General features: G+C 52.0%; 4 protein-coding genes. All 4 read right to left on the bottom strand.

All coding sequences use genetic code 11. From position 1 onward, the window contains the following. Positions 1 to 88: 88 nt before the first annotated feature. A complete protein-coding gene (locus ACQSGY_RS26140; RefSeq protein WP_427181557.1) occupies positions 89 to 18,931 on the bottom strand; it encodes a non-ribosomal peptide synthase/polyketide synthase in 18,843 nt (6,280 codons plus the stop codon). Between the two features lie 152 nt (positions 18,932 to 19,083). Next, the gene (locus ACQSGY_RS26145) at positions 19,084 to 20,817 is read right to left on the bottom strand and encodes an ABC transporter ATP-binding protein (protein WP_427181547.1); all 1,734 of its coding nucleotides are present in this window, start codon (positions 20,815 to 20,817) and stop codon (positions 19,084 to 19,086) included. After that, the gene (locus tag ACQSGY_RS26150; protein WP_427181548.1) at positions 20,814 to 22,640 is read right to left on the bottom strand and encodes an ABC transporter ATP-binding protein; all 1,827 of its coding nucleotides are present in this window, start codon (positions 22,638 to 22,640) and stop codon (positions 20,814 to 20,816) included. The genes ACQSGY_RS26145 and ACQSGY_RS26150 overlap by 4 nt, the downstream gene beginning before the upstream one ends. Continuing rightward, positions 22,630 to 25,941, bottom strand: a complete 3,312-nt coding sequence (locus ACQSGY_RS26155) for a non-ribosomal peptide synthetase (protein WP_427181549.1) — start codon at positions 25,939 to 25,941, stop codon at positions 22,630 to 22,632. Before ACQSGY_RS26155 ends, ACQSGY_RS26150 begins: the two co-directional genes overlap by 11 nt. Between the last annotated feature and the right edge of the window lie 30 nt (positions 25,942 to 25,971).

The raw sequence follows: 25,971 nt of genomic DNA on the forward strand, positions 1-25,971 counted from the left end.
ATTGTTAAATTCTCCTTTTCTAAACTTAAAACACCCGGCAGGATGCATACCGAGGAACATACGGTATACACCCAAACCGGGTAAAGGATTAGAACATAATATCGATCGTCTCTAACTCATCTTGCTCCTGTTCGGATGGCCCTTTCAGAGAAACATCCTTGAGCAGCATTGAAGGCTGTTCGCCAATTTGTTCAATGATCACAAGCAGGTCCTGAGCAAAATTGTCGATCAGATTGCGTGTAAACAACTTCGTGGCATATTCGAATTGCCCGTTCATGCCCTCATCCAGCATCGAAATGATCAAGGTCAGATCAAATTGGGAAACTGTATGTTTTTCCGGATAAGATTCGATCTGGATATCTCCAAAGCTTTGAACGTTATCTTCCTTCGTTTCCAGAGCAAACATGACATCAAACACTGGATTGCGGCTTTGATCGCGCGGTACTTGCAGCTTCGTCACAAGCTCCTCAAACGGATAATCCTGGTGGTCATAGGCGCCCAGCATCGTTTCTTTGACTTCGTTCAAGTAAGCAAGGAACGTCTTCTCACCTGAAGGATAATGGCGAATCGCCAATGTGTTAACAAACATTCCGATTAGCGGCTCCAGGTCGGCATGGGTGCGACCCGACACCGGCGTCCCTACAATGAAGTCTTCTTGTCCCGAATATTTGCTGAGCAGGACGGAATAGACAGCCGATAACACCATATACAGGGTAGCACCGTTCTCATCTGCAATGCGCTGCAAGCTTTCGGTCATCTGCTTGTTAATACTGAAAGGCAGCACATCTCCCTCAAAACTGCGAACAGCAGGTCTGGCAAAGTCCGTAGGCAGTTCAAGCGTTGGCAGATCACCATTCAGCATTCCCAGCCAGTAGGCTTCCTGACGTTTCAACCGATCTTTCACATGTTCAGATTGCTGCCAAGCGGCAAACTCCTTGTACTGAATCCGAAGTGGCTCCAGCGTCTCACCGTTATACAGACGCAGCAGTTCTTCGACGAAGATGCCCATTGACATGCCATCCGTGACGATATGATGAATGTCCAGCATAAGCAGATGGCGCTCCGCTTCCCATTCAACCAAGCCCACGCGCAGCAGTGGTGGCAAATGCAAATCGAAGACACGTACAAAGGCATCTGCTATGCATTTCGTTTCACTTTCTGTTGCTTTTGTATACTCTACGGCAAACTCCAAGTCCGCATAAATGCGTTGCACCGGTTCCCCGTCAACCATGTCGAAGCCGGTTCGCAAGATTTCGTGACGCGCGATTAAGCCCTTGAGCGCTGCCTCGAATCGTTCCCGTTCCAAGCCCCCGACGAGCACCGTCATGCCAGACATATTGTAACTTAGCTCGGCACCTTGCATCTGCTGCTGGATATAAAGCCGTTTTTGCACGGAGGAAAGTGGGTAGCAATCCTGCTTATCCAGCACCGGAATAGAGAGAAATTCCTGCTGCTCCAATCGACTGATTGCTTCAGCCATCGCCTCAACGGTCGAATGCCGGAACACATCGCGCAAAGGCAGATCTACGCTCAACGTTTTATGCACCTTGCTAACCAACGTTGTTGCTCGCAGGGAGTGACCGCCGAGATCGAAGAAGTTGTCGTGAACACCAATTTCCTTCGCTAGCCCCAACACGTCCTTCCAGATTGCCGCCAGCTTTGTTTCCAACTCGTTACGCGGTGCCACGTATTCACGGTCTGCACTTATTGCCTCTTCCGGCGTCGGCAGCGCCTTTCGGTCGATTTTTCCGTTTGGTGTCAGAGGTAAATGCTCCAGTTCGATAAAATAAGACGGGATCATGTAACCTGGCAGCTCGCTGGAGATCGCCCGTTTTATGTCAATCGCCAGCAGTTCGCTATCCGTTGTATAGTAAGCACACAGCGCCTTCTGCCCGTTTGCATCACTTCGAACCAGCACCACCGCTTCACGCACACCTGCCACCTGCAGCAGCTGCGACTCAATCTCACCCGTTTCGATCCGGTAGCCCCGGATTTTCGCCTGGTTGTCGATTCGACCGATGAAGTCTACATTGCCGTCCTCCATCCACCGCGCCAGATCTCCTGTGCGGTACAGCCGCTCCCCGGCGACGAATGGACTGTCCACAAACTTCTCTGCCGTCAGCTCCGCACGGTTCAAGTAACCACGTGCCACACCGATGCCGCCAATCACCAACTCGCCCGGCACGCCAACAGGTACCGGATTCAGATGTTCATCCACAATGTAGAATTTCGCATTCAGCCATGCTTTGCCAATCGGCACATGGCCCGTCTGCGGCAGCTGGGTCAGCGGCTCGTCGTAGAAGCTGGAGTCGATGGCCGCTTCCGTCACGCCGTAAGCGTTAATAATGCGGATCGATGCGCCGAACCGCTCCTGCAAGGTGCGATAATCTGCAACGCTGCAGCTATCCGAGCTTGTGATCAGCAGCTCCATCGAACGGATATCCAGCCTCTGCTCATACACGTACTGCATGAACGGTACGATCAATGCAGGCGTCGATTCGAAAATAGTCACCTGCTCCCGCTCTATCCAGTGGTGCAGACGGGATGGATCAATCCGGTCGTCCTTAGGCACAATTACCATCGTGCCGCCGTTGTACAGCGTGCGCGCAATATCGCCCACGAACACGTCAAACGAGAAGCTCGCAAGCTGCATCAGCCGCACCGGGAACTGATCCAATCGGTACTCCCGTCGGTAGCCTGCCGCTGTATTGACCAGGCTCCGATGCTCAATCATCACACCCTTCGGCTTGCCGGTTGTTCCCGACGTGTAGATCACATACGCCAAGTCCTCCGGACGAGCTTCATGGAAGTGATCCATGCCAGAGACTACGCCGGAAGCTATGCTGGAGCCTTGTTCTAAGCCCATCATCGGCGCATTCGCTTGCTGCTCGCTGTAGGCCGTTTCGTCGTCCAGGTACAGCACCTTCGCCAGTGCCAGCTGCGCTTCACCCAGCCAGGCTTCGGCACGCTCGCGCAGTGGTGTTTGCGTCAGCAATACTTTCGTACCGCTGTCTTCCAGCATAAAACGTACGCGGTCTGCCGGATAATCCGGGTCCAGTGGCACATACGCCCCGCCTGCTTTCCAGACAGCCAGCACAGCCACCAGCAGGTCTACCGAACGCTCGGCGAGAATGCCGACGATGGACTCCCGGCCGATACCGCTTGTGCGCAGTGTCGCCGCAAGACGGTTCGCCCGCACATTCAGCTCCGCATAGGTCAGGCGGTCGTGCTCATACACAACAGCTTTTGCCTCCGGCGTGCGTTCGGCCTGTTTCTCGAACAACCTGTGGAATGCTGCCACAGGGGCTGCTTCCGGCTGCGCCGGGTTAAACCCGCTGATGATTTCTTCTTTTTCCGCTCCCGTCAACATATCCAATTCGGCAATTGTTGCTGACGGGTTGCAGAGAATGGATTCAAGCACCTGCAAGTAGTGGGCAGCCAATTGCTCCACCGTTTTCGTTTTATATAGAGCCGTGGCGTATTCAAACAGAACTTCCAAGCCATCCTCAATCTCTGTGACATCCAGACTCAAGTCGAATTTGGAAACCATTTCTTCGCTGGCAAACGTCGATAAATGAAGTCCTGGAAGCTGGATTTCCACATTCTCTGTATTCTGCAAAGCAAACATCGTATCGAACAGCGGATGACGGCGTAAATCGCGAGCCACATTCACCTGTTCCACCAGTTCTTCAAACGGATAATTCTGATGTTCAAAAGCACCCAGCGTTGTCTCCTTGATCTCTTGCAAGTAGTCAAGGAACGTCTTCCCGGCAGCCGGATAACTGCGAATCGCCAAAGTATTAACGAACATCCCGATCAAAGGCTGAACATCGCTATGATTTCTGCCCGCAATCGGCGTACCCACTACCACGTCTTCTTGCCCTGAATATTTGTGTAAAAGCACGTTATATGCTGCAAGCAGCACCATATACAGCGTTGCTCCATTCTCGGCTGCAAGTCGTTTCAGGCCTTCCGTTTTTTCACGATTCATACACAGCTGCAACGAATGACCCTCGTAGCTCTGCATAGCTGGACGTGGATAATCCGTTGGCATTTCCAAAACCGGCAGCTCTCCGCTGAACGTATCGAGCCAGTAGGCCTCTTGCTTGGCAAGCTGCAATTTTTGCTCGTCCGATTGCTGCCATACGGCATAATCCTTGTACTGAATGCGGAGCGGCTCAAGCGATTGCCCACTGTATAAATGCACGAACTCCTCAATCATGACGTCCATTGAAACGCCATCAGATACGATATGATGTGTATCGAACATCAGAATGTGCCGATCCGGTGCCAGTTTGGCAAGACCTACTCGCAGAAGTGGCGGCTTCGCCAGATCAAAAGCACGAACAAATTGACGCACCGTTTCTTCTGCCTGCTCTTCACTAATCTGCACATATTCAACCTGGAAGGCAGCATCTTCATATATCCGCTGAACGGGTTCACCATGTACCATCTCAAAACCGGTTCGCAGCGTTTCATGACGCGCTACAAGCCCGCGGAACGCTTCTTCAAACCGTTGACGGTCAAGCTGTCCTTCAAGCAGCATCGCTCCCGGGATATTGTAGCTCAGCTCGCCTCCTTCCAGCTGATTCAAAATATAAAGACGCTTCTGGGCGGAAGAGAGCGGATAATATTCGCCAGGTTCCGCAACCGGAATAGAACTAAACGCGCTGGGATCCAGCCGTTCCGTCGCTGCGGCCATTTCCTCGACTGTCGAGTAGAGGAATACGTCGCGAAGCGGGAATTCAATACCCAGTTCTTTATGCATTTTGCTGACAAGGGTTGTCGCTCGCAGAGAGTGTCCCCCGAGGTCGAAGAAGTTGTCTGTTACGCCCACCAACTGCTCCCGAAGAAGCACCTCCTGCCAGATGGCAGCCAGCTTCTGCTCCAGTTCGGTGCGAGGCGCCACGTATTCGTGGCCGCCCCCTTTCGGTGCTGGCAGCGCCTTACGGTCGATTTTCCCATTCGGCGTTAGCGGTAATTTCTCCAGTTCAACGAAATACGACGGGATCATGTAACCCGGCAGTTCGCTGGAGATCATGCTTTTCAAATCTGCGGCCGACAAACCTTCTTCCACCGTATAATATGCACACAACGCCTTCTGCCCTTCCTGATCTTCCATGACAACAACGACGGCTTCCTTCACACCAGCTGCACTCAGCAGCTTCGCTTCGACTTCCCCCGTTTCAATCCGGTAGCCCCGGATTTTCGCCTGATTGTCGATTCGACCGATGAAGTCTACATTGCCGTCCTCCATCCACCGCGCTAAATCTCCTGTGCGATACAGCCGCTCCCCGGCGACGAATGGACTATCCACAAACTTCTCTGCCGTCAGCTCCGCACGGTTCAAGTAACCACGTGCCACACCGACGCCGCCAATCACCAGCTCGCCCAGCACGCCAACAGGCACCGGATTCAGATGTGCATCCACGATGTAGAATTTCGCATTCAACCACGCTTTGCCAATCGGCACATGGCCCGTCTGCGGCAGCTGGCTCAGCGGCTCGTCATAGAAGCTGGAATCAATCGCAGCTTCCGTCACGCCGTACGCATTGATGATGCGGAATGTTGAGCCGAACCGCTCCTGCAAGGTGCGATAATCTGCAACGCTGCAGCTATCCGAGCTTGTGATCAGCAGCTCCATCGAGCGGATATCCGGCTTCTGCTCGTACACGTACTGCATGAACGGCACGATCAATGCTGGTGTCGATTCGAAAATAGTTACCTGCTCCCGCTCTATCCAGTGGTGCAGACGGGATGGATCAATCCGGTCGTCCTTAGGCACGATCACCATCGTGCCGCCGTTGTACAGCGTGCGTGCAATATCGCCCACAAACACGTCAAACGAGAAGCTCGCGAGCTGCATCAGCCGCACCGGGAACTGATCCAATCGGTACTCCCGTCGGTAGCCTGCCGCTGTATTGACCAGGCTCCGATGCTCAATCATCACACCCTTCGGCTTGCCGGTTGTTCCCGACGTGTAGATCACATACGCCAAGTCCTCCGGACGAGCTTCATGGAAGTGATCCATGCCAGAGACTACGCCGGAAGCTATGCTGGAGCCTTGTTCTAAGCCCATCATCGGCGCATTCGCTTGCTGCTCGCTGTAGGCCGTTTCGTCGTCCAGGTACAGCACCTTCGCCAGTGCCAGCTGCGCTTCACCCAGCCAGGCTTCGGCACGCTCGCGCAGTGGTGTTTGCGTCAGCAATACTTTCGCACCGCTGTCTTCCAGCATAAAACGTACGCGGTCTGCCGGATAGTCCGGATCCAATGGTACATACGCCCCGCCTGCTTTCCAGACAGCCAGCACAGCCACCAGCAAGTCCACCGAACGCTCGGCGAGAATTCCAACGATGGACTCCCGGCCGATGCCGCTGGTGCGCAATGTCGCCGCCAGACGGTTCGCCCTCACGTTCAGCTCCGCATACGTCAGGCGGTCGTGCTCATACACAACAGCTTCTGCCTCCGGCGTGTATTCCGCCTGTTTCTCAAACAGCCTGTGGAATGCTGCCACATGGGCTACTTCCGGCTGCGCCGGGTTAAACCCGCTGGCCACTTCTTCTTTTTCCGCTGCTGTCAAAAGCTGCAGCTCATTTATTCGCATATTCGGGTTAACCGCAGCTTGCTCCAGTGCCCTAACAAAATGGCCACAAAGCTGTCTGATGCCATCCGCTTCAAATGTCAACGCATTGTACGTAAACCGCAGCAAAATTTGCTCTTCTGGAATGACGGTAATGTCCAGATCGTAGTTCGTTTGCTCCGGCGATTGGATGTTGGCAATTTTCAACGCGTTCTGGTCACCCCCGACGACCTGCTCGATCTGTTCTTCCATCGGATAATTTTCAAAGACCATAATATGATTGATCAAGTCGCGTTTTTGCTCGCTCAGCGACTGAATTTCGAACAGTGGATACGTCTCGTATGCTCTCGATGCCAGTGCTTGGTCCTGAGTTGTTCTCAGAATATCTGCTACTGTGTGCTCCGCTTTGCCTTGAATACGAACAGGAATCGTATTAATAAACAGACCAATCATGCTTTCGATGCCCGGAATTTCCGCTGGACGCCCTGACACAACGGAGCCAAAAACGACATCCTCGCTGTTGTTGTATATCTGCAGCACCAGTCCCCATATGGTCTGCATGAACGTATTAAGTGTCACCTGCTGCTGGCGCGCTACACGCTCAATTTGCCCAGTCAGTCCTTTACCAAGCTCTACATCCATTTCGGCCATCTCAAAAGCATGCTGTCTCAGCTGCGTTTTCTCCTGTGGCAGTCTGGTTTGCTGATCGTAACCGGCCAAATACTCAGACCAGTACTGCGAAGCTTTCGCAGCATCTTGAGCTTCCAGCCATTCGATATACCGGGAGTACGAGGTAACTGGAGGAAGCTCCGGTGCCCGCTTCTCCTGAAACGCGAAATAAGTGTCAAATACTTCCTTGATCATGAAAGACATACACCAGCCGTCCATCAAAATATGATGATGGCTCCAGATCACATGATAGGACTCTTCACCTGTACGGAGGACAGTCACACGCATCAGAGAGCCTTGGGCCAGATCGAACTTGTTCGCTTTATCCGCACTGACAAACTCGGCTATCGTCTTCTCCGGGTCTTCATGGTATGACGGGCGTATATCTTCAAAATACACTTCACACTTCCGCTCACGGAATACTACCTGAATCGGCTCGTCCCTCCAGCCCGTCACAAAATTGGTTCGCAGCGCTTCATTGCGCTGCACCAGCATGTCCAGACCTTGAGTGAAGGCCTCGATATTCAGGCTTCCGTGCAGATCGAAGGTCACCTGTTCAAAATAGGCCTCCGAATCAGCATCCAGCAGGCTGTGGAACAACATCCCTTTTTGCAGCGGCGTCAAGGTGTATACATTCTCCAGTTCGCCAAGCGCCGCTGTATGGTCCGTAAGCTGCTCGAGTTCCTCCACCGTCATATCTTGAAGCAGTACATCGCTAGGCGTAAGCTCCGGCTTCTCTTTTGAAATACAATGGTTGATGATTTCACGCAGGCTCGATTGGAGCAGGGTTCCCAAGCGCTCTACCGTTTCCCGTTTATACTGGGTTTTCCCATATCGAATGTTGAGCTCCAGCACTCCCTCTGACACCATACCGTTAATATCGAGCACAAAATCCATCACTGCATTCGGGCTCGAATCAGAACCCGGACTGAACGGAGACGGTTGTGAGCCGCTACTATCGTAATCCTGATCGAACTGACCCAGATAGTTGAAGCTGATCTCCGGCTCTAAAACAAACCTCTCGTCACCACGTGTCTCCGCCAAATAACGTAGGATGCCGTAACCGATTCCTTTGTTCGGAATGCGGCGCAGGCCTTCTTTCGCCCTTTTCACCTGATGACCAAGAGTCTCTGCGTGACCTGGCTCCAAAACAACAGGGAATTGGCTTGTAAACCAGCCTACCGTGCGTGTAATATCTACATTTGGAAAAAGTTCTTCACGACCGTGGCCTTCGAGATTCACCAGCACTCGTTCATGACCACTCCAGGCGTGTACTGCAAGGCCCAGCGCGGCAAGCAGAAGATCATTCATCTCTGTATGGTAAGCAAGGTGTGCCTGCTTCAGCAGCTGCTCCGTTTCCTCCGCCGTCCAGCGTACAGACACAATCCCGCTGTCCTTCAGCATGGAACGATCTTGTTCAAAATCTCTCGGAAGTGGCTCATAGGCCAATTGCTCGATATACTGCCAATGCTCTCTTTCACTTTCGATTGCCGAACCATTAGCATAATCAGCGAGCTGTTTCGCCCACAGCTGGAAGGAATCCGTTTTGAGCGGCAGACGGATCGGCTGCCCTTGCCGTGTCTGCTCATATCCGGTAGCCAAATCCTCAAGCAGAATTCGCCAGGACACACCGTCTACTACCAAATGATGGATCACAATGAGCAGGTGGTCACCATCGTCGCAGCGGAACAAACCAAGCTTCACCAGCGGGCCATGCTCCAGATCAATGCTTGCTTGAATCTCACTCGCCTTAGCCTCCACCGCTTTCTGTACATCCAGCGTGCCCCTGAAATCAATAATCTCCATCTCAAACAGTGCTTCGTTCTCCTCCGCGCCTCGATTCCAGGCTGCATAACCATGCTCGGTTGCACGGTAAACCGTACGGAGAGCATCGTGATGCACGATAAGCTGGCGCACGGCCTGACGCAGAGCTTCTTCATCAAACCTTTGCTTGGAAAACTGCATGAACGCCTGGTTGCTGTGATGTATATCGGCCGGATTTTGCTCAAAGAACCAGCGTTGAATCGGGGTCAAAACTACCTCACCCGCCACTTCGGCCTGGCTTGCCGTTCTCTCCACCGTTTGCAGTCGCATACTCAGGGCGGAGATCGTCGGGTAATGGAACAAATCCTTCATGACCAGCTTGTAGCCCGTTTGCAAAAGGCGAGAAGATACCTGCAAAGCTTTAATGGAATCCCCGCCAAGGGCAAAGAAATTATCCATAGTGCCAACCCGTTCCATGCCTAAAACGGACTGCCAGACCGATGCGAGTGCTTGCTCGGCAGGAGTACGCGGCGCCGTGTATGCAGCCTCGGAACGCATGCTTCCTTCCGGCACAGGCAGCGCTTTACGGTCGATCTTGCCATTTGGCGTAAGTGGCATATGATCCAGACGCATCATGCGCAAAGGCACCATATGAGAAGGCAGCGCCGCATCCAGATGAGCCACAAGCTCATCCAGATCGAAGTCCGAATTCGCTACGACATAACCGCACAAATATTTCTGTCCCCGCTCGTCCATGCGGTCGATGACAAGTGCTTGTCCTACGTCAGTAACATTTTTCATGGCTGCTTCAATCTCACCCAGCTCGATCCGATAACCGCGAATTTTCACCTGATTGTCGATTCGTCCGATGAAATCCACGTTACCGTCAGGCATCCAGCGTGCCAGATCTCCCGTCCTGTAAAGCCGCTCTCCAGCCACAAACGGGCTGTCTACGAACTTCTCCTCCGTCAAATCCGGGCGATTCAAATATCCGCGGGCGACTCCTGCTCCGCCGATAACCAGCTCGCCCAGTACCCCGATCGGCACCGGCTTCATATTTGCATCCACGATGTAGAACTTCGCATTCAGCCACGCTTTTCCGATTGGCACGCTTCCCGTTTTCGGCAGCTTATTCAGCGGCTCGTCATAAAAACTCGAATCAATCGTTGCTTCTGTGACGCCATAGCTGTTAATGATACGAAACTGCGAGCCAAAACGCTCCTGCAAGGTGCGGTAGTCCGCCACATTGCATGCATCCGAGCTTGTAATAAGCAGCTGCATTGAGCTAAGGTCCAAACCTTCTGCATATACATGCTCCATAAACGGTATGATCAACGCTGGAGTCGATTCAAACACCGTTATGGCGTAGTCGCGAATCCAGCCATAGAGACGGGTTGCATCAATCCGATCTTCCTTAGGCACGATCACCATCGTCCCTCCGTTGTACAACGTCCGTGCAATGTCGCCCACAAAAACATCGAACGAGAAGCTCGCGAGTTGTAACAGCCGGATCGGAAATTGATCCAGTCGATAGCCCCGCCGATAACCTGCTGCCGTGTTTACCAGACTGCGGTGTTCCACCGCCACGCCCTTCGGCCGGCCTGTTGTACCGGAGGTGTAGATGACGTAAGCCAAGTCATGTGGCTTGTTCACATTCGCCGGATTGCATGCAGGAACTGCCGTTAGTCTGTGGATCTTTGCTTCTGCGGTGGCAGACGTTTCCGCAGCAGATGGTTCCGCTGGTGCCAAAACCTTCTCCTCGGCGCCTGACTGGCACAGCCTTTGCAAGCCGGCAGCGGTTTCTATCGCTTCGAGGTTGTATGTCGCAGCGTCGTCAAGTGCAAGCACCGTTTGCAGTACCAGAGCTCCATTGCTTTTCCAAGCTTCTGCCTGCTCCAGCAGACAGGTCTGTGTAAGCAACACGGCTGCCCCGCTGTCTGCTAGCATATATTCGATCCGTTCCGCCGGATAATCCGGGTCGAGAGGCACATAAGCGCCACCCGCTTTCCATACAGCGAGTACGCCGATCAGCAGCTCCACCGAACGCCCGGCCAGAATGCCGACCACCTGCTCCGGTCTCACCCCGTGTGCCCGCAGTGCATACGCCAGGCTATTCGCTCTGGAATTCAGTTCTGCATATGTCAGCTTGTTGTCTTCACAGACAACGGCCAGCGCTTCTGGAGTACGCTCCGCCTGCTGCTCGAACAACTCGTGGAACGTTCTCTCTCTCCACGACTCACACAACTCATCCGCTTCCAAGCCTGCCCTCTCTGTGTTGTACTGCTTCGAAAGAGCCGGGCACGACACGTCAAACCGGACCAGTAAATCATGCATTTCGCTACTCGTTAAAATATTCAAATCCGCAATTTGTGCATCCGGCTCAGCCAGAATCGAGGACAAAAGCTGCTCGTAATGGTTTGCCAGCCGTACGATCGTCTCCGGTCTAAACAAAGAGGTAGCATACTCGATCTTGCAAAGCAGTTCGTTACCCGTTTCCACGATATCCAAGCTAAGATCAAACTTTGCCGTCTTTTCCTCAATGTCAAACAGCGACCAGTTTAATCCTTCCATGGTTAGATCCAGACTTTCGTGCTTTTGCAGAGAAAACATCGTATCAAACAGCGGGTTACGACTTAAATCCCGGCTTACCTGAAGGGCTTCCACCAGCTCCTCAAACGGATAGTCCTGGTGTTCATAGGCACCAAGTGTCGTCTCCTTCACTTCCTGCAAGTAATTCAGGAACGTCCGCTCTGCCGTTGGTTCCAAAAGAAGGGCTAGCGTATTGACGAACATGCCGATAATCGGCTGCAAGTCGGCGTGAGAACGGGCAGCAATCGGCGTGCCGACCACAATATCCTCCTGCCCCGTGTATTTATGAAGCAATATGGAGTACGCAGCCAGCAAAAGCATGTACAGCGTTGCACCTGAGTCACCTGCCAGCCGTTTGAGCGCTTCACTTTTCTCCGCATCCAGCGCAAACGTGAGAGTCTGTCCGTCAAACTGCTGTATGAACGGACGAGGGAAATCAAGCGGCAGCTCAAGAACCGGGGGCTCAGAGCTGAATACCCCGCGCCAGTATTGCTCCTGCTGCTGGATGGATTGACGTTGCTCCTCCGATTGCTGCCATACAGCATAATCCTTGTATTGAATTCGCAGCTCAGGCAAAGTCTCCCCGTTGTATAGCTGCACGAATTCGCGCAGCAGAATGTCCATGGAAAGGCCATCAGTACCAATATGATGCATATCCAGCACAAGCAGAAATTTTTCTTGTTCCAGCTCGATCAGCATAGCACGCAGTAAAGGCGGCCGAGTCAAGTCAAAAGGCTGAATGAAGCTTTCAAGCAGTGCCGCAATCTGATCTTCGCTTGCCTGAAGCTTCTCGATCTTGAACGCTACGAACGGATGAATGTGCTGAACCGGCTCTCCATTCACGATTTCAAAACCGGTGCGCAGCATATCATGCCGTGCCACTAAAGCAGCCAGCGCCGCTTCCACTCTGGTTTCGTTCAACGCCCCTTCCAGTTGCAAGGCACTTGGAAGATTGTAATTTAGCTCCAGCTCATCGAGCTGGTGCAGGACGAACAGCCTTTTTTGCGCGGAGGAAACCGGGTAGTAGACTCTCTCTTCTGCTTTTGGGATTGAACTGTGCAATGTTTCCTCCAAGCTGGAAATAGCCTCGGCCATGGATTCCACCGTTGTAAGGCGGAACACGTCACGCAAAGGAACCTCAACATTCATTTGCTTCCTGATTTTGCTGACAAGGCTTGTCGCCCGCAAGGAGTGACCACCGAGCTCAAAGAAATTATCCAGAACTCCAATGCCAGAGTAACCCAGTACATCCTCCCAGATGTTCACAAGCTTGGACTCCGTTCGATTCCGCGGCGCTACGTATTCAACGCCCGTTTGCATGCTGCCTTGCAGCTCAGGCAGCGCTTTGCGGTCCACTTTTCCATTAGACGTCAGCGGCATGCGCTCCAGCTGTACAAAGTAAGACGGAATCATATACCCCGGCATTCCCTGGGCTAGAGTGGCTCTAATATCACTAACTGTCAACGTTCGCTCCGCGACAAAGTAGGCAACAAGCGCATTTTCACCTCCGTTGTCCTGACGGGCGAGCACCACGGCTTCTTCCACACCCCGGACGTTCATCAGCTGCGTCTCGATCTCGTCCAGCTCAATTCGATATCCGCGAATTTTTACTTGGTGGTCGATTCGGCCCAGGTATTCGATATTGCCGTCCGGCAGCCACGTCGCCAGGTCACCTGAGCGGTACAGCTTCTCCCCCTCTGCAAACGGGGAATCCACAAACTTCTCCGCCGTCAGATCAGGGCGGTTCAGATATCCTCTCGCCAGCCCTTCCCCGGCTACATACATTTCTCCGGCTACGCCGATTGGCACAGGGCGACGGTTTTCATCCAGTATATACACACGCAGCGTTGGAATGGGTTTGCCGATATTACTCTTCGCTGCTTCGATCTCGGTCCATGTAATTTCCTTATATGTCACGTGAACCGTCGTCTCCGTAATGCCGTACATATTGATCAGCTTTGTTTCCGGGTACTTCGTCTTGAATCCCTTGAGCAGCAGCGGACTCAGCGCTTCCCCCCCGAAGATGACATTGCATATCCGCAAATTATACGGGTGCTCTGCCAGAACCTCACGTAATAGCTGATAGAAGTACGTTGGGGTCTGGTTCAAAATCGTGACCTGTTCCCGGCTCAGCAGCGCCAGGAAATCGGCTGGATTTTTCGCTGTGAGCGGCGGTACAATCACCAGCTTGCCTCCGTACAGCAGTGCCCCGTACATCTCCCAGACGGAGAAATCAAAACAGAACGAGTGGAACAACGTCCACGTATCGGACGGGCCGAAGTCAAACATATTTTTATCGTTAAACAGAAGACGCACGACATTTTTATGCTCAATCAACGTTCCCTTTGGTTTGCCCGTGGTTCCCGACGTATAGATCACATAGGCCAGGTTGTCCGGCCCGGAAATCGGCTCCAGATTCGAAGCATCCCTGGCATCTGCCGAGTGGTTTGTCCAGCTATCCTCCCTAACAAAATCATTTAATTCGAGACGCGGTCCTGCGAAGTTTGTTTTCCCGTGCAAATGCTTTTGGATGAGCAGCAGCGGTGCGCCCGAATCCTCGATCATGAAGCGGATACGCTCCTGCGGGTAGTCGGGATCGACAGGCACGTAGGCACCGCCCGCTTTCAGAATCGCCAGAATGCCAACAATCATATCCAGTGAGCGCTCAGCGAGAATGGCTACCAGTTGATCCGCTTGAACGCCCGTCTCCCGCAACTTTCGTGCCAGACGATTGGAACGTTCGTTCAGTTCGCGGTAGGTCAGCTGCCGCTCATTCATGACCACGGCAACGTTATTTGGATAAAGCTCCGCTTGCTCTTCAAACAAACCGTGAATCGTCTGCTGCCGCGGGTAGTCCGCCTCCAAATCGTTGAAATCATGCACCAACTCGTGGATTTCTTCCTGCGTGAGCATTCCAAGCGATGCAATATCCCCGTCCGGCGCCGTTGCGATGGTATGTAACAGTTTGTCATAATGTCTGGCAAACCGCTCAGCGGTCTCCTGTTTATACAAAGCTGTAGCATACTCCAATCGGCATTCGAGCTGACCATGCAGCTCCGAAATGTCCAGAAGCAGCTCGAACTTGGAGGTCAGGTTTTCCAACGGATAAAAGGATTGCTCCAGTCCCTCAATGACTATTTGCTCGTTCTCTGTATTTTGCAGAGAGAAGAACGTATCAAAGAGTGGATTCCGACCCGTTGCGCGAGGGATCTGCAGACTTTCCACCAAATCCTCAAACAAATAATTTTGGTGTTCAAATGCCCCTAGTGTAATGTTTTTGATTTCTTCCAAGTAAGAAAGATATGGCTTGGAACGCTCAGGACGACTGCGAATGGCCAGCGTATTGATAAACATGCCTACGATGGGCTGCACTTCCTCCTGCGTTCTTCCGGCAATCGGCGTTCCAATGATCAAATCCTCTTGGCCCGAATATTTGTGCATCAGGATGGAATAAGCCGACAAAAGCACCATGTACAGCGTTGTGCCTGTTCGTGCTGCCAGCTCTTTCAGCTTCTCTGTCCGCTCTTTCCCGATGTAAAACTTCACGGTACGTCCGTCAAAGTTCTGCACCGCTGGCCGCGGGAAATCGGCGGGCAGGTCCAGAATCGGCAGCTCGCCGGATAACTGCTCCAGCCAGTACGCCTTCTGCGGCTGAAGCAATTGATCATAAGCTTCGGAATGCTGCCAAACGGCATAATCTTTATATTGGATTTGCAGCGGAGCCAGCTGCTCTCCCCGATACAAGCGACTGAACTCGTCAAAGAGCAGTGCTGTCGAGATGCCATCCGAGACAATATGATGCATATCGAACAACAGAATGTGACGGTTTCCGGCAACTTTGATCAGACCAATCCGCAGAAGTGGTGGCTTTGTCAGATCAAACGGGCGATAATAAGCTTCTACCACTCGATGCACTTCCTGCCCACTCGCCTCATAATAATCGACTGCAAACTCCACCTCGTTATAGATACGCTGCACAAGCTCGCCTTGAACCTGCTCGATCCCGGTACGTAGCGTCTCATGACGCTGAATCAATTCCTGAAACGCGTGCTCGACACGCGTACGATCCAGCTTGCCTTCAAGATGAAGCGCAGCGGACATATTGTAGCTGCGGTCGGCTCCTTCAAGCTGGCTCAGGACATACAGACGCTTTTGCTCGGATGAAACCGGATAGTACTCAGCCTCAGCTGCCTTTGTTATCTCATACGTCTCCTGATGCTTTAAACCGCCGATTCTTAGAGCCAGCTGCTCGATCGTGGTATAGCGGAAAACATCACGGAGCGGAACCTCGACTTGCAGCTCTTTTCGAATTTTGGAAACGAGCGAAGAAGCGCGCAAGGAATGACCACCAAGGTCGAAGAAGTCATCCTGCACCCCTACCCTGGCTATACCCAGCACTTGCTGCCACATGAGAGCAAGTCTGGTTTCCAGTGTTGTGCGAGGGGCCACATACTCGCGGCCTGCTTCCATCTCTCCCGTCGGTTCAGGCAGGGCCTTGCGATCAATTTTGCCATTCGGGGTGAGAGGAAGCTGATCAAGAGATAACAGCCGGGCCGGGACCATATGTGCAGGCAGCTCTTGCTTTAATTGAAACAGCAGATCACTCAACTGCAAGGATGCATCCGCTACTACATAGCCGCACAAATACTTGTGCCCCTGATCATCCGTGCGGTCTATGACTACAGCATGTTTGACGTCCGGAAAACGCAACAGGGCCGTTTCTACTTCACCAAGTTCGATTCGGAACCCGCGAATTTTGACCTGATAGTCGATCCGGCCGATAAAATCAACGTTGCCATCCTCCAGCCAGCGGGCTACATCACCTGTCCGGTACAGACGTTCTCCAGGCACAAACGGGCTGTTCGCAAACTTCTCCGCAGTTAAGTCGGGACGATTCCAATACCCGCGTGCTACCCCGGGACCGCCGATAACAAGCTCACCCGGAACCCCTACAGGAACTGGATTCAATGCAGCATCGACAATATAAAATCGGGCGTTCAGCCAAGCCTTGCCAATCGGCACATGCCCCGATGATGGCAATCTCTCCAGCGGCTCATCGTAAAAGCTGCTATCAATCGCCGCTTCGGTAACGCCATAGCTGTTGATGATGCGGAATTGTTCGCCGAATCGTTCCTGCAGCCAACGGTAATCGGTAACACTGCAAGCATCCGAGCTGGTAATCAGCAGCTGCATCGAGCTAACGTGCAGCCCTTCTTCATCAATATGCTGCATGAACGGCAGAATGAGTGCAGGCGTCGATTCGAATACCGTAATGTTTTGCTCCCGAATCCAGCCGTATAAACGGTTCGGATCAATTCGGTCATCCTTGGGTACAATCACCATCGTACCGCCGTTATACAACGTACGCGCAATGTCCCCGACGAACACGTCAAACGAGAAACTGGCCAGCTGCAGCAGCCGTACCGGGAACTGATCCAGACGGTACTCTCGCCGGTATGCGTCTGCCGTATTCATAAGACTGCCGTGTTCAATCATAACGCCTTTCGGTTGTCCCGTTGTACCCGAGGTGTAAATGACATAAGCCAGATCTTGAGGGGCGCTATGCGCAGATTCAAACTCCACGGCCAAGGCATCCCGCTTATACATCTGTTCATCGTCCAGCGCATAGACCGCTTGAAGCTTCAACTGCTCATCAGCCAACCAGCCTTCGGCACGCTCGAGCAGATGACGCTGTGTAAGCAGCACCGATGCTTCGCTATCGCTGAGCATATATTCAATTCTCTCCGCTGGATAATCGGGGTCCAGTGGAACATAAGCTCCGCCGGCTTTCCAGACGGCAAGCACACCGACCAGCAGCTCCACCGAACGCTCCGCCCAGATGCCTGTAATTGTCTCCCTTCCCACACCCTGTTCACGAAGGAGAGAAGCCAGGCAATCGGCACGTTCATTCAATTCGCCGTAGGTCAGCTGTTGATCCATGTAAACAACTGCCGGATGATCCGGGATGTCCCTGGCCAACCTTTCAACAACCCGATGAAACACTTCTCCCTCGCTCAGCCCTGCCACCGGCGGATTAAACACGTTAAGTATACGTCGTCTCTCCTCATCGCTCAGCAGAGAAATCTCCCGTATAGGCAGCTCGGGAAACTGAAGAAACTGATCCAGGACGGTTACATACTGCTCCATGATCCGATCAATCTCGGCCTTCTCGAACAAACCGGTACGGTAGGACGCATGAAGAGTAATATAGTCATCATTCAGCATATGGTCGAAGCGCAGCAGCAAGTCGTCCATCTCATGTCTGGCAAAGTGCGCCTCCAGGCGTACCTTGATTTCTTCGTATTCCTCAATTTTCAAAGGAAGATATTCCAGCGATGTGCGGAACAGCTCCGAAAGATCATTGCGTCCATGTTGCTCGCGTAAATCCTGGATCAATTGATTATACGGATATTTCTGATACCGCAGATCGGCTGTATTTTCCTTGGAGACCGTTTGAAGCAAGGAAAGCACATGCTCGTCCGGATTCATCTGAATGCGCGTAGCTACGGTGCTGACAAACATGCCGATCGTTTCTTTTTCCTTCTTGCTGGTGCGATTGGCGAAAACTGTACCGACTGGAACATCGGTGTTATCGGTCAACTTGTATAACAAAACGTACATGGCAGACATAAATAACGTATATAAACTGACCTGATATTGTTCGCTGAAGGCCAGAATGCGTTCATAACGGGAACCCTCCAAAGTAATGAAACGTGTATTGGATTCACTGCCAATCGAGAATGGCGGAACCGATTTAATGCCGGTCGTTTCTGGCAATGTGCTGTATTTGTTCAGCCAGTATTGCCTGCCTTTTTGATAACGCGGCGACTGCTCATATTCTTGTTCTGCTGAAATATAGTCCTGATAGGAGGGGGCTTGATAACTTTCGGAAATGCCTTTTCCTTTGCGCAGTTCCAGATATTTTTCCATCACCGCATGAAGCAGCGCATTAACAGACAAGCCGTCAGCGATAATATGATTGATCGTCAAATTCAGCCATACCTGACCATTCGCAAAATGAATAATCGTAAATTGGTAGAGATGTTCATCGAACACGCTGGCCGGCTTTTCGCTTACTTCTTTAATCCAATCATAATATTGTTCAGCTGTGCCTACGACGAGACGACTTATCCTGGCTTGAACATTCTCCGGCTCCTCGAACCACTGCGTTGGATTCTGCACATCCCCGCTAATGCGGATTCGGAAAGCATCATATGTTTTGACAATTTCAGTCGCCGCACGCTCCAATAGCTGTGTGTCGATCTCGCCCGTAATCTGGTAGGTCGCGGAAAGTGTCGTGATAGACGTTCCCGGATTCATCATTTCCATGAACCATATTCGGCGCTGCGCTTGCGTCAATCCATATTGCGTATTGCTCTTCTCTCTCACATCGACACACTCCCCGTTAATAGAGATTTATATAGATCGGTTTCGTCTTCGTACATAGAGATCAGCCTGAAGCTACCCGCCGCCAAGTCAGTTTAGCCATACAACCTAGCATAGTACCCCCCAAGCGCCAGCAAATCCTGATGACGGCCACGCTCGACTACCTTGCCCTGATTCATAACAGTAATCCAATCCGCCTGTTCTACAGTGCTGAGACGGTGAGCAATCAGAATTGTGGTGCGCCCCTTCATCAATCGGTTCAGGGCCTGCTGTACCCAATGCTGGGATTCGTTATCCAATGCAGAGGTTGCTTCGTCCAGCAGCAGAATCGGAGCATCCTTGAGTATCGCCCGGGCGATGGCAATTCGCTGCCTTTGTCCCCCTGATAATGAAGCTCCCCTCTCTCCCACTGGCGTTTTATACTGTTCAGGAAGCTCCTGAATAAAATGATGAGCATACGCTGCTTTGGCCGCTTCGATCACTTCTTCATCCGTTGCTCCCGGCTTGCCGTAACGAATATTTTCCTCAATCGTACCCGTAAACAAAAATGACTCCTGCGGAACGTATGCAATCTGCCTGCGAATGTCATTCAGCGTGTAATGGCCAAACGGTTTACCTTGCAGCAGAATCTCCCCGCTTTCCACAGGATAAAAGCCGAGCAGCAGCTTGATCAGCGTACTTTTACCGCTGCCGCTGGCCCCCACAATCGCAGCAACCTGACCAGGAAACACCTGCATGGACAGGTCAACGAGCACCTTTTGATCCGCCTGATAGGAAAATTGCACCTCCCGAAACTCCACCGCAGCCTTCGACTCATGCTCGCTATGAATGGAACCCAGACGCTCGGGCTCTTCTTCCTGTTCCAGTACTTCTTGTATCCGGTGAGCGCCAGCGAGCGAATTTTGGGTCATGGACAGCACCAGGCCCAGGTTCAACAAAGCATGCGTTAGATTCACTTGCAGCACTGCCAGTGCCGCGACACTTCCCATCCCCATGAGCCCGTAAGCATATAGAAGACTGCCGATGACAATGATTCCACAAAACGTGACGTAGCTTATAAAATGGTTCACTGCGGCTTGCAGACCATTCTTCTGCGCCGTTTTCCTAAGCGTCTGCGTCATCTGTTCGTTCAACGTCTCGTACTGGCTATATATCGCGCGTATGCGGAACAGCTTCACCAATTGAATGCCACCCATAAAATCCTTGAATTTCTCGGTCATTTTACCGAGCGTTTGCAAGCCTTGTTCTGACAAGGTACGAATATCCCGCGCAAATTTCAGGCTAACCGCAGAGGACAGCAGCAAAATGAGGAAGGACACCCCTGCAAACCGCCAATCAATTAACACCATGGAAACAATGGAGCCGATGCAAAAGACAATTTGAAGCAGCAAAACAAAGTAGACCTGCGAAAATGTAAACTCAACGGTAGTTACATCATTGTTCACTCGCGACAATAAATCACCATGATGTGTCTGCTCCAAAAACCTCGGCCGCACCCGGCACAGCTTGTCATAAAGACGTTGACGAATGTGTAACACCGTTAGCTCGACACTGCGTTGATATAAGTAAATGAACCAGGGGGATATGATATTTTCCAGAAACAGGGCCACCCCCAAAATAACAAAGGCTTGCACCATGAGGGACGTATCACGGGATACGGCAAAATCAACCAGGTTATGTACGACCAGACTGAAGGCAATCAGGAACAAGGTCTGGGTGAGCGCCGTTACAGCCAGGCCAATGGCGTACTGGGTTTTGTGCTTGCGATTCATAAACGTCAACAAGTAGCCTAGTTCTTTCACTTGCGAAAGCCATCTGCCCTTTCTCATCTGTACGCCACCTCCCTGTGTTCGGCAGATTCGGTAAATTCCTGATAATAGGACTGGGCATACAGTCCCTTCAGTTCCAGCAATTGTTCATGCGTTCCTTGTTCCACAATATGTCCTTGTTCCATCACCCAAATTTCGTCAGCATGCTGCACTGTAGAAAGCCGATGGGCAATAACCATGGTTGTTCTCTGTCTCATCAATACGTTAAGTGCCTTCTGAACTGCACTTTCCGATTCTGGATCAAGAGCCGATGTTGGCTCGTCCAGCAGCAGAACGGCTGCATCCTTCAGAAAAGCCCGAGCCATTGCTATACGCTGACGCTGCCCGCCGGATAAGAAACCTCCACGCTCTCCGACATACGTCTGGTAGCCGTCCGCAAGCTGCATAATGAAGGAATGCGCCTGAGCTGCCTTCGCGGCTTCGATAATCTCGTTCATAGACGCTTCTTCCCGCCCATAACCGATATTTTCGGCTATCGTACCGCTAAACAAATAGGAATCCTGGGTTACGACGGAAAAGTGTGACCGCAGCTGCTCCGGATCAGCTCCTTCAATCAGGCTGCCAAACACGCGGATATTTCCCTGTCCCTTCGCAAGTGGATAAAAACCGCATACAAGCTTAAACACCGTGCTCTTTCCCCCGCCGCTGGCTCCAACAAGCGCGATGGTCTTTCCTTCCGGCACCGAGAAGCTGACATTTCGCAGGATCGGGGAGCCCTCATCGTACCCGAAGGTTACATTCTGAAACTCGATTGGCGCAGCGTTTTCTTTCAGAAGCAAACGGCCATTCTCCGTTTCAGTTGGCTGCTCCACAATTTCGGATACCCTTCTCAGAGCACCCGCCATTTCGAACGTACGTGTAATCAGTTCCGGAATATGCTCCAACGGCTCCAGACACAGATTCAGCAAATAGAGGAAGGCGACCAGTTCTCCCGCGCCCAGCTGCCCCTGGTAGATCAAATAACTCCCGTAACTAACAGCAAAAATGATCGGACTGATCATCAGCGTGGAAAGCAGCGGGTTAACCCAGGCTTCCCGTTTTTTCACAGCCAGCTTTTTTTGAGCCGTCAATTGCAGCAGCACTTGGTAGGAACGAGATAACATGCCTGATAACAGATAGCTTTTTACAATAGGCATTCCACCAAGCGTATCCTGAAGATTGACATTCATTCTGCCCATATTTGCCTGCGCTTCCTCCGTCAAACGCTCCAGCTGCTTGCCAATCCATTGCGAAACCAGCAGTGCTAACGGAAACAGCAGTAGGCTGTACAGCATCAGCTCCCACTGGAGATAGATCAAATAAGTGAAACAGCCGATAAACAATAATGGATGATAGAACCACTGGGCGAGATCCCGAATCATAAACTGCTGGATGAGCTGCAGATCGTTATTAATCCGGGACAACACGTCACCGGAGTGCTGCTTTTCCAAATAAGAGACCGGAAGCTTGCCGATGTGGCGCATGACATCGTTGCGAATATCCTGCACCGCCGAGGCACTGCTTCGCTCCACACCGAAGCTCATCAGAAACTTCGCTGGCACGCCGATCAGGATGACCACAAAAACCGTGTAAACGATTTGCTGAACAACTGGGCCCGCTCCCTTCTCGGCCTGGGTAGTCAGCTGCTCGATCAGACTTCCCGTCCATATCTCAATGATGGCCGCGGCAATTGCGGATAAAGTGCCAACGATCATCAAACCTTTGTGACGGCCTACATAGGAAATTAACCAGCGAAGCGCTTTCCAGGTAGCGTAAGCCGTTTGGCGGTTGGAGGGCGCTCCCGCCCCTTGATCTTGAACAGACAGCTGCCGATCAGCTTCCATGCAGCACCCCGATAGCCGCCTCGTTCTGCTGTTTGATTCGCTGCAAAATGTCCCGGATGACCAGAGCCGTTTCATCTACATGTGTGAGTTCAAGCAATTCCTCATGCGCACCCTCCAGCCGGTAATCGGTGTAAGCTTCTGTTGTAGCCCTCTGCCATGATGGCAGTTGGTGCTCCCGGCGGAACGCCTCACTGTCCTTTGCAATCAACTCGTAAATACGGGCTGTAATGGTCCCTGTATTTTTCAGTTGTGCTTCGTACGCCAAGGTTGCTTTGACCTTGCGGTGAACGCGTTCCCGTACAAGCGGGTTGCTCATCAATTCCTTCTCTTCTTCGTCGAAATCGGCCAGCATCTCTTCGAGCTCTTTCTTCGACGTTTCCGGAGGTGTCAGAGTATCCTTAATCCATGAATCCACCATGAGCACATCTGATACACAATACCCTCTCTCCTCCATCGTTTTGGCTACCTCAAACGTCAGGTTGCCTCCGAAGCAGTAGCCGAGCAGCACGTAGGGGCCCGCAGGCTGGATGTGAATCATCTCATCCACATAACGGTTCAGCATTGCCGTGTAATCGGTGGTATCGTCCATAAAATCAATGCCATAGAGCAAGAACTGTCCGTCAAGTCTGCTGGCGAGTTCTCGGTAACCGATACCAAAACCGCTGCCCGGAGGGAAACAGAACACGTTCAGATCCCCTGTTTTATTCAGCTTCATAAAAGAATCTCCACCCTTGTTCAGACCGAGGTCCCCCTTTCCGTAGGCCATAGCTTCAACAGTTACATGATGGAGATGACGGTTAAGCGGTATCTCGATGCCGGTTTCATCGTAAACGGCTTGAACAAGCCTCATCAGACTTAATGAATTGCCACCTAGCTCAAAAAAGTTATCCTTTACGCCGACCTGGGGGACGCCAAGGGTATCCTGCCAGACTCGGGCAATCTTCATTTCGAGCAGTGTTCTCGGTGCAACATGTTCTGTTCCTCCAGTCGCGGCTTCCTCAGGCGCAGGCAATGCTTGGCGGTCGATTTTCCCATTCGGGGTCAGCGGCATTTCCAAAAGCTGAACAAGGTGGGAAGGAATCATATATCCGGGAAGCTGCCTGGTAAGCTGCTCCTTGAGTTCATGCGCCATCAGCCTTGTCTCCGCCACATAATAAGCAACAAGTTGTTTATTCCCGTTCGCATCGTCACGATCGAGCACCTTCGCTTCCTGTACATTCGCAATTTTGAGCAGCTGCGTCTCAATTTCATCCAGCTCAATTCGATATCCGCGAATTTTCACCTGATGGTCGATTCGGCCCAGGTATTCGATATTGCCATCCGGTAGCCATGCCGCCAGGTCACCTGAGCGGTACAGCTTCTCCCCCTCCACAAACGGGGAATCCACAAACTTCTCCGCCGTCAGATCCTGTCGGTTCAGATATCCTCTCGCCAGCCCTTCCCCGGCTACGTACATTTCTCCGGCTACGCCGATCGGCACAGGGCGGCGCTTTTCGTCCAGCACATACACACGCAGTGTTGGAATGGGCTTGCCGATATTACTCTTCGCTGCTTCGATCTCGGTCCATGTAATTTCCTTATACGTTACGTGAACCGTCGTCTCCGTAATACCATACATATTGATCAGCTTTGTTTCCGGATACTTCGTCTTGAATCCCTTGAGCAGCAGCGGACTGAGTGCTTCACCCCCGAAGATGACGTTCCGAATTGTCAGATTGTGCGGATGGTCCACCAGGAGCTTACGGAGCAACTGATAGAAGTATGTTGGGGTCTGGTTCAAAATCGTGACCTGTTCCCGACTCAGCAGCGCCAGGAAATCGGCTGGATTTTTCGCTGTGAGCGGCGGTACGATCACCAGCTTGCCTCCGTACAGCAGTGCCCCGTACATCTCCCAGACGGAGAAATCAAAACAGAACGAGTGGAACAACGTCCACGTATCGGACGGGCCGAAGTCAAACATATTTTTATCGTTAAACAGAAGACGCACGACATTTTTATGCTCAATCAACGTTCCCTTTGGTTTGCCCGTGGTTCCCGACGTATAGATCACATAGGCCAGGTTGTCCGGCCCGGAAATCGGCTCCAGATTCGAAGCATCCCTGGCATCTTCCGAGTGATTCGTCCAGCTATCCTCCCGAACAAAATCATTTAATTCGAGACGCGGTCCTGCGAAGTCTGTTTTCTCGTGCAAATGCTTTTGGATGAGCAGCAGCGGTGCGCCCGAATCCTCGATCATGAAGCGGATACGCTCCTGCGGGTAATCAGGATCGACAGGCACGTAGGCACCGCCCGCTTTCAGAATCGCCAGAATGCCAACAATCATATCCAGTGAGCGCTCAGCGAGAATGGCTACCAGTTGATCCGCTTGAACGCCCGTCTCCCGCAGCTTTCGTGCCAGACGATTGGAACGTTCGTTCAGTTCGCGGTAGGTCAGCTGCCGCTCATTCATGACCACGGCGACGCTGTTTGGATAAAGCTCCGCTTGCTCTTCGAACAAACCGTGAATGGTTTGGCCCCGATCAAACCCGGTTTCGGTATCATTAAAAATGTTGAGCAATGTCTGCATCTCTTGAGGGGAAAGTACATCGACTTGTCCAAGCTCCAGATCCGGCTGAGATAGAAGCCTGGACAGGAGCCGAACAAAATGAGCTGCCACCTGTTCTACAAATGCCCGTTCATAACGTTGCTCATTGAAGCTTATTTCCAACTCAATGGAGTCGTTTTGTCGGTTGAAGCGAAAAACCGTGTCAGCCGACACCCATTGATGGAACGACTCGGAATGGATCGGGGCGAAGGATACAAGCGTGTTAATCATTGGAAGACCTGCTTCGGTGTAATCCAGATGGAGCGGCTCCACCATTTTTCGAAAGGGCAGATGCTGATACTCCAGCGCCTCACCGATGGAGGCCTTGATGTCACCCAGCAGCATTTTCAGCGTCGTCTGGTTGTTTACGGACGTTTTGATGATCAGGATATCATGCGACGGTGCAGTCCCGTCGGAGTCCGGGCTATAAGATGGCATGCCGACTAACAGCTGCTTCTGCCCGGTATATTTAAACAGCAGACCTTTAACTCCTGCCAAAACAATCATGTACATCGCCATATCCGAATCGTTACCGAGGCGAATGATTCTCTCTGAGAGCTCACCCGGCAGAGTAAGGTGAAGCAAGGCTGGTTCAGTTGCTGCTTCAGCACCTGCGGATATATTGGAGGCGGGACTGAAGGGAAGAAAGCTCAGGCTGTCCTCAGTATCAAATTTGCGGCTCCAGTACTGCTCTTCCTTTTCAAATAAAGATTTCATTCGTACCTCCCCTAAAAATGAAGTGACCGC

It is taken from the genome of Paenibacillus sp. TC-CSREp1 (genome assembly GCF_050171015.1).
Lineage (GTDB): Bacteria > Bacillota > Bacilli > Paenibacillales > Paenibacillaceae > Paenibacillus > Paenibacillus silvae.

Excerpts from the sequence above, each read along its gene's own strand:
- ACQSGY_RS26140 (WP_427181557.1), bottom strand. The coding sequence starts at position 18,931 with ATGGAAATGATGAATCCGGGAACGTCTATCACGACACTTTCCGCGACC.
- ACQSGY_RS26145 (WP_427181547.1), bottom strand. The coding sequence starts at position 20,817 with ATGAGAAAGGGCAGATGGCTTTCGCAAGTGAAAGAACTAGGCTACTTG.
- ACQSGY_RS26150 (WP_427181548.1), bottom strand. The coding sequence starts at position 22,640 with ATGGAAGCTGATCGGCAGCTGTCTGTTCAAGATCAAGGGGCGGGAGCG.
- ACQSGY_RS26155 (WP_427181549.1), bottom strand. The coding sequence starts at position 25,941 with ATGAAATCTTTATTTGAAAAGGAAGAGCAGTACTGGAGCCGCAAATTT.